Origin of the sequence: Nostoc sp., assembly GCF_036917395.1 — a bacterium.
Taxonomy (GTDB): Bacteria; Cyanobacteriota; Cyanobacteriia; order Cyanobacteriales; family Nostocaceae; genus Nostoc.
This window is the reverse complement of sequence record NZ_JBALDI010000035.1, coordinates 21,448-28,345: the sequence shown is the minus strand read 5'-3', so window position 1 is coordinate 28,345 and position 6,898 is coordinate 21,448. Positions and strand designations below refer to the sequence as shown.

General features: G+C 44.1%; 5 protein-coding genes. 4 read left to right on the top strand and 1 reads right to left on the bottom strand.

Annotated features, from left to right (window positions below):
- Nucleotides 1-139: 139 nt before the first annotated feature.
- A complete protein-coding gene (locus tag V7K46_RS13040; RefSeq protein ID WP_335113681.1) occupies nucleotides 140-382 on the top strand; it encodes a hypothetical protein in 243 nt (80 codons plus the stop codon).
- Between the two features lie 69 nt (nucleotides 383-451).
- On the opposite strand, the gene ltrA is transcribed toward V7K46_RS13040, so the two are convergent.
- Nucleotides 452-2,347 carry a group II intron reverse transcriptase/maturase gene (ltrA, locus tag V7K46_RS13035; protein WP_335113679.1) on the bottom strand — a complete coding sequence of 632 codons (1,896 nt, stop codon included), beginning with the start codon at nucleotides 2,345-2,347 and terminating at the stop codon, nucleotides 452-454.
- A 728-nt stretch (nucleotides 2,348-3,075) separates the two neighbouring features.
- Between ltrA and V7K46_RS13030 the strand changes: the two genes are divergently transcribed.
- From V7K46_RS13030 to V7K46_RS13020, 3 genes are read left to right on the top strand one after another with little or no spacing between them, the layout of a single operon-like run.
- Nucleotides 3,076-4,314 carry an NHLP bacteriocin system secretion protein gene (locus tag V7K46_RS13030; RefSeq protein ID WP_335113683.1) on the top strand — a complete coding sequence of 413 codons (1,239 nt, stop codon included), beginning with the start codon at nucleotides 3,076-3,078 and terminating at the stop codon, nucleotides 4,312-4,314.
- A gap of 15 nt (nucleotides 4,315-4,329) precedes the next feature.
- Nucleotides 4,330-4,593 (top strand): hypothetical protein, encoded by a 264-nt coding sequence (locus V7K46_RS13025; RefSeq protein WP_335113677.1) that lies wholly within the window; start codon nucleotides 4,330-4,332, stop codon nucleotides 4,591-4,593.
- A complete protein-coding gene (locus V7K46_RS13020) occupies nucleotides 4,565-6,898 on the top strand; it encodes an NHLP family bacteriocin export ABC transporter peptidase/permease/ATPase subunit (protein ID WP_335113675.1) in 2,334 nt (777 codons plus the stop codon). The genes V7K46_RS13025 and V7K46_RS13020 overlap by 29 nt, the downstream gene beginning before the upstream one ends.

Genomic DNA, 6,898 nt, shown 5'->3' with positions numbered 1-6,898 from the left:
TTTTTTGCCTCTAGATGTGTGTTTTTATTCTTACTTGCCTTTTTTCTCTAAGTAATTTCCGGTTGTGACACTTGGGGTGCGGAAGGTGGGTTAGAAGTCAAGAAGAAGGCTCTAAGCGGTGTCAGCAAGGAGAAGAACAATGCAACTAAAACATAGCCATATCTTCCGCCAAGAAGCGCTAGATCGCTTATCTTCACCAGAACAACTCGATCAAGCGATAAATGTGGTCAAGCCTCAAGCTTGGCTAACTTTATCTGCGATGAGTTTTGTGGTTGCTGTGGCTGGCGTTTGGAGTGTATTTGGTAAAATTCCCCTGACTGTTACAGGTCAAGGTATCTTGATTAAACCGCATCATGTTGTGGAATTTCAAGCACCTAGTTAGGGTCGAGGTGTGCATTACTGCATCACCCCTCCCATCCGAAACCGTGCGTGCGACTTTCACCGCACACGGCTACTCAGTGTGTTGCCCATTTGTCATATCGGACTTCCTGACAGCATGACCGATGAAATTAGGAATATCATGTATCCACTCCCAATTAGATTTATTCCAGAATTGAGAAAGTTTCTCTCGAAATTTTGAGCGGTCTTTGTTCCGAATTTCTTTTAAGTCAATTGCGGTCTTTTCGTCGTGACAATGCCGATGCAGTAGTTGTAGGTTTTTGTATTCATCCTTGCCGCCTAATGCTCTGGGGATTTTATGGTCTACTTCTAAAACATCCCATTCTTGGAAGCTTAAGCCGCACCAAGGACATTTACCCTTTTGAAGTTTTAGCAACTCAGCCTTACGATTAGGCATTTGGGGGTGTTTCCCTAGTCTTTTGCTCCAGTAAACTGTGTCGCCATCGTAGGGGCTTTTATCGTCTTTAACTTTCACATAATCAGTGCTACTGCAACTAAACTCCTTATGTGCTAGTAACCGGAAGGGGTTCGCTGTCCCTTCCCTGGTTGCGAATACCCAGTTATCACCGTCTATGGAAGTCCAATATTTATTTGAACCTGCTTTTGCTGTTCCACATCGGCGTTTTGCCCATCGTCGAAGTTTCAGGTATGTGAGGCGATCTTGTTTTGATAATTCCCCAACGGTTTGAGCGTCGGAGTTTGTGTAGAAAGAAGTCCATCCCCTTATTACAGGATTAAGGTCTTTTATAAGAGCCGCTTGGGGCGAAGACCTGTGTTTTGTGATGATTCTTCCGATTTCCTCAATGTGAGCCTTACTCGCCTTCTTGGTAGGGGTGATGAGTGTGTTAAAACCTAATATTTTTCCGTGTGCGTTTCTGTTACTGCGGTACTTCCCTGCTGGGTATTGCTGGATGTGATGACCTAAAAAGTCGAATCCGGCTTTACCATCCTCACTTAACTCATGGTTGAGTGTGTGAGTTAGCCGAGTTTTTTCTGGTTTTAATTCAAGTCCAATACCAGCTAACCATTCCGAAATAATTTCTCGGCATCTTTGGACAACGGCTTTATCTTCATGGAGAATCACAAAGTCATCTGCATAGCGGATGACATTAGGGGTGGAAAATTCCATTCCCCTTTTGTGAAACCAAGTTTTCCTGCTTGTACATGACATTCTGGGGAATTCCTGTTTTATCCTTTCTTCCATGCCGTGAAGGGCAATATTTGCCAATAGCGGAGAAATTACCCCACCTTGCGGCGTACCCTCAGATGTGGCAGTAAATGCTCCTTTGTCTATCACCCCAGATTTCAGCCAAGCTTTGATTTGTTGCCTGACTTTACCCAAGATGTTCAACTTTTGGAGCAGTGCTTCATGGTTGATGCGGTCAAAACATTTGGCTATATCCGCGTCTAACGCATACTTCGCCTTGTTTTGAATACAGATTTTAATCTGTCTTATCGCATCGTGGCATGACCTTCCAGGTCTAAAACCATAGGAGTTTGGCTCGAACACCGCCTCCCATTCTGGTTCAAGTGCAGCTTTTGCTACAGCTTGTAGGGCACGGTCGTACATTACGGGTATTCCTAATGGGCGTTTTTCTTCTCTTCCTGGTTTTGGAATCCAAACTCTACGAGTGGGTTTGGATTTGCCAGTTAGCTTTAATTGCCCTGCCAGTTCAAAACGTGCTTTTGGGGGCAGTAATTTAATACCGTCCACACCTGCCGTCTTTTTACCTTGGTTTTCGACTGTAACCCGTCGTACCGCTAACACCCTATTAGACCAAGACCTCATCAGCGTCTTTTGGAGTTTACGGCATTGCTTGACATCACCACGGCGGGAAGCAGCATAGATGCGTTTTTGCAACTTGAAAACATATATTTCAGCTTGTCGCCAATTTATTGTTTTCCATCCCTCGGTATTCATTACTAAATCCGAATTAGGCTTATTCATAGCTACTGTTACCTCTAGCTTTCCCACACTGCGGCTCACGTCTGCTTATCCTGGCAGTTACGCCATCCCTTTTAAGGCATTACCCGTTAGTTCGGGTTAGGCATTTGCTTCTTGAGTCATCCTGCGCCTTCATGTCTTATGGCTGATGCCTACCTGTTACCAATTTCAGGAGAACATGAGGGGTTGTTTCGTTCCCAGTATCCATAATTGAGTCTTTAGGGCGTGTCTTTCCACCGAGGTTGTGAGTGGTGCGCTATCGCGGTAGAACAATCCTGATAGCCTCTACCTTTGTCGGTTTTTCCCGTTCCAAGTAGGGTGGCTTATGTCACTAGCTTTATAACCCTTGGCAATGGCTAACGATGGTTCAGACGACACTTTGCTTTTTCTACCCATAGACTCTTGCTTGCAGTAGGTGCTTTCAGCAATTACCACCTATTCTTGCTTTCACCCCCGCTTTACACCTTTGATAATCAGTCTCAGATGTAGGGGCTACCAGATTTCTGGTAGTTTTGTGTGCTTTTAATCCCGCACCGGGATAGTAGGACTTAGTGTATTTTTGGATTGGGTTATAATTCAAGTTATCCTTTGAATGTTTCCCTTTCTCCTCTAGCTTTCTTTGCTTGTTAGCTCGGCTAGATGTCCTCACCTACATGGATATTGAGTTGTCATTGATTGAGGGTTTAAAGTGCGAACTCTACCCTTGATGGGTTACTCAATCAAAGCCAGTCATCCTCCTTATTCAGGTTTCGACTGAACGAATCGCACGTTCTGGGCCATTATTAACTCTCAAGGTCAAGCCAGGGGATATTATTAAACAAGGTGATGTACTAGGTATTATCGACCAATCGGTGCTGAAGCAGCAATTACAGCAAGAGCAAGTGAAGTTGCAACAACTGCAAACTCAAAATCAAGAAACTGACAGACTCCAAAAGCTGCTAATTGAACAACAAATTATCACTCTTGGACAGCAGAAAATGGATTTGGAAAATAATCTGCGCCGAGAGCAAACTGCGCCCAAATTACGCGATCAAACCCTGAGAGCGATCGCCCAAAAACGTCAGAGTATCAATTCTCGCAAGCAACAAATTAATTACTTACTGAAAACTTTGCAAGGACGGGTTGATAATCGTCGTCGTCTTTTTGAGGATCATGTGATCAACCAAGATATGCTGGTGCAAGCTGAACAGGAATACTTTAATACTCAAGCAGAACTATCTGATATTGATGTGCAACTCAAGGATCTGGAAATTCAAGAAACCACTACACAACGAGAATATCTAGAAAATCTTAACAAAATTGACGAAATTCAAACCAAAATTAAAGACCTGAATACTCAAAATACTAAATTACAAGAACAAGACTTAAAGCAAACAATTGACAAAGCCAATCAAATTCGAGAAGTAAAACGCCGAATTGCCCAATTAGAATTGCAATTATCTCAAGAAAGTAGAATCATCAGCAAATATAATGGTCACATTCTGGAACTGAGTGTTGTCCCCGGTCAAATGATGAATCCGGGTACTCGTCTGGGGTCAATCGAAGCTGAACAGCCAAATTCAAAACTGATGAGTCTTGTTTACTTTGCTAATAAAGATGGTAAGCAAATCAAGCCAGAGATGGCTGTACAAGTGACTCCCAGCTTTGCCAAACGTGAACGCGAAGGTGGCATCGTCGGAACCGTTGCAAATATCTCTTCCTTTCCGGTAACTACACAAGATATTACAGCGCTCATAGGTAACAAAGAAATCGCCGCAAGTATTGCAGGTCAAGGTGAAGGAAAGGTACAAGCTCTTGTGCAACTAGAAGAAAATAATACATCAATTAGTGGCTACAAATGGTCATCCTCTGATGGATCAGCCGTAAAAATATCCTCTGGCACAACTACTTCTGTTCAAGTCAAAGTTGGAGAAAAAGCACCTATTTCTTATATTATTCCTATGCTACGCTCTTGGACGGGGATTTATTAAATTGGGGATGGGGCATTGGGGTTAAAACTTGAAGGTTCACCCTCAAAAGCTCAACGTTCACCCTCAAAAGCTCAACGTTCACCCTCAAAAGCTCAACTTTCACCCTCAGAAGCTCAACGTTCACCCTCAAAATCTCAACGTTCACCCTCAAAAGCTCAACGTTTACCCTCAGAAGCTCAACGTTTACCCTCAGAAGCTCAACGTTCACCCTCAAAAGCTCAACGTCCAAGTTTTTACTTCTCAATGCCCAATGCCCAATTCCCAATGCCCCATCCCTAAAATTAAACTGAATCGTGTCCGCACTTCTACACTTTTGCAAATGGAAGCAGTCGAATGTGGTGCGGCTGCTTTGGGAATAATTCTTAGCTATTATGGTCGGATTGTGCCATTAGCTAAACTGCGTGAAGAATGCGGTGTTTCACGGGATGGGAGCAAAGCTTTTAATATCCTTAAAGCTGCCAAAAACTATGGACTCAATGCTAAAGGTTTAAAACTGTCTCTGGAAAAGGTGACAACTACCCATCCCCCCTACATTGCCTTTTGGAATTTTAACCATTTTCTTGTGGTAGAAGGATATAGTAAAAAACGCGTCTACCTCAACGATCCTGCTAGTGGTCGGAGAACAGTTAGTTGGGAAGAGTTCGATCGCGCATACACTGGTGTTGCTCTGGTAATGGAACCTGGTGCGGACTTCCAAAAAGGGGGGAAAAAAAATCAGATTGTCTCTGCCTTAAGTACCCGCTTACAAAACTCATGGACAACTATCATATTTTGCTTGCTGGCAGGGTTACTGTTAACACTGCCTCGGTTAGCAGTGCCAGCATTTTCCCAAGTGTTTATCGATGAGATTTTAGTCCAAGATCGACAGGACTGGCTACGACCTTTGCTGTTAGGAATGGGTATAACTGCAATATTGCGGGCGTTTCTTGCCAGATTGCGGCTTACCTATCTACGGCGATTGATGGTTAAATTGTCAGTCAGCACATCAGGACAGTTTCTCTGGCATATTTTGCGATTGCCTGTTGGGTTTTATGACCAGCGCTTTGCTGGAGAAATCAGTAGCCGGATGCAACTCAATGACCGCGTGGCACAAAGACTCTCAGGGCCTTTGGCAACTACTATAATTGATGTGGTGATGATGGTCTTTTATTTGCTGATTATGATTCAGTATGACCAATTGTTAAGTGCGATCGCACTCAGTTTTGCTGCCATCAACATTTTTGCCCTTTTATTTTTATCGCAAACTCGTGTCGATGCCAATATGCGACTAGCTCAGGAATATGGCAAAGTCGGTGGTGTAACGGTTAGTGGCATCCAAACGATAGAAACTATCAAAGCTTCTGGGCTAGAGTCAGATTTATTTGCTCGGTTTGCTGGTTATTACGCTAAAGCACTCAACGCCCAACAGGAATTAGGCTTACAAACTCAAATTCTGACCACATTACCCGCAATTTTGACAGCCCTAACCACAGCTTCTATTCTGCTGGTTGGTGGGTTACAGGTAATGAACGGCAATCTCAGTATTGGGATGCTCGTTGCCTACCAAAGTTTAACACTGAGCTTCTTAGAGCCAGTTAATAGCCTCGTCAATTTCGGCAGTACGCTTCAAGATTTAGAAGCTGACTTAAACCGCCTTGATGATGTCTTGCAAAATCCTGTTGACTTAGAAGTGCAGGAGAGGCAGGGGGCAGGGGGCAGGGGGCAGGGGGCAGGAAAGGCAGGGGAGGCAGGGGGAGCAGGGGAGGCAGGGGAGGCAGGGGGAGCAGGGGGAGATGAGGGAGAAAATACTTCTTTATCCTCGTCATCCCCCTTATCCCCCTCATTCCCGCGTCCTTTTTCTTTCTCATCTCTCTGGCAATTACAGGGTCAAGTTGAGTTACGGAATGTCACCTTTGGTTACAGTCGCGTCGAACCTCCTTTAATTGAGAATTTAAGTTTTACTGTCCAACCAGGGCAACGGATAGCGCTTGTGGGAGGAAGTGGTTCTGGTAAATCTACAATTGCGAAATTAATTTGTGGGCTTTATCAGCTTTGGGAGGGAGAAATCTGCTTTGATGGTGTAGGGCGATCGCAAGTTAAGCGTTCTGTATTGGCTAACTCTTTGGCAATGGTTGAACAGGATATCTTTTTATTTGCTGGGACTGTGCAAGAAAACATCACTCTTTGGGATTCTACTGTGTCAGAAGCAGATTTAGTGCAGGCTTGCCAGGACGCAGCTATTCATGATGCGATCGCATCACTGCCTGGCAAATATGACTTTGAGTTAATTGAGGGTGGTATGAATATTAGTGGTGGGCAACGCCAGCGTTTAGAAATTGCCCGCGCTTTGGTGAGAAAGCCTACAGTGTTAATACTGGATGAAGCAACCAGTGCCCTGGATGCAGAAACTGAGTTGATTATTAACCGTAACTTGCAAGAACGTGGTTGTTCATGTATTGTAGTAGCTCACCGCCTCAGTACAATTCGTGATTGCCATGAAATTATTGTACTAGAGCAAGGTAAAATCGTGCAGCGTGGCACTCATGAGGAATTATGGCAGCAGGGTGGAACTTATGTTCGCTTACTCCACGCAGTAGAAGCATAG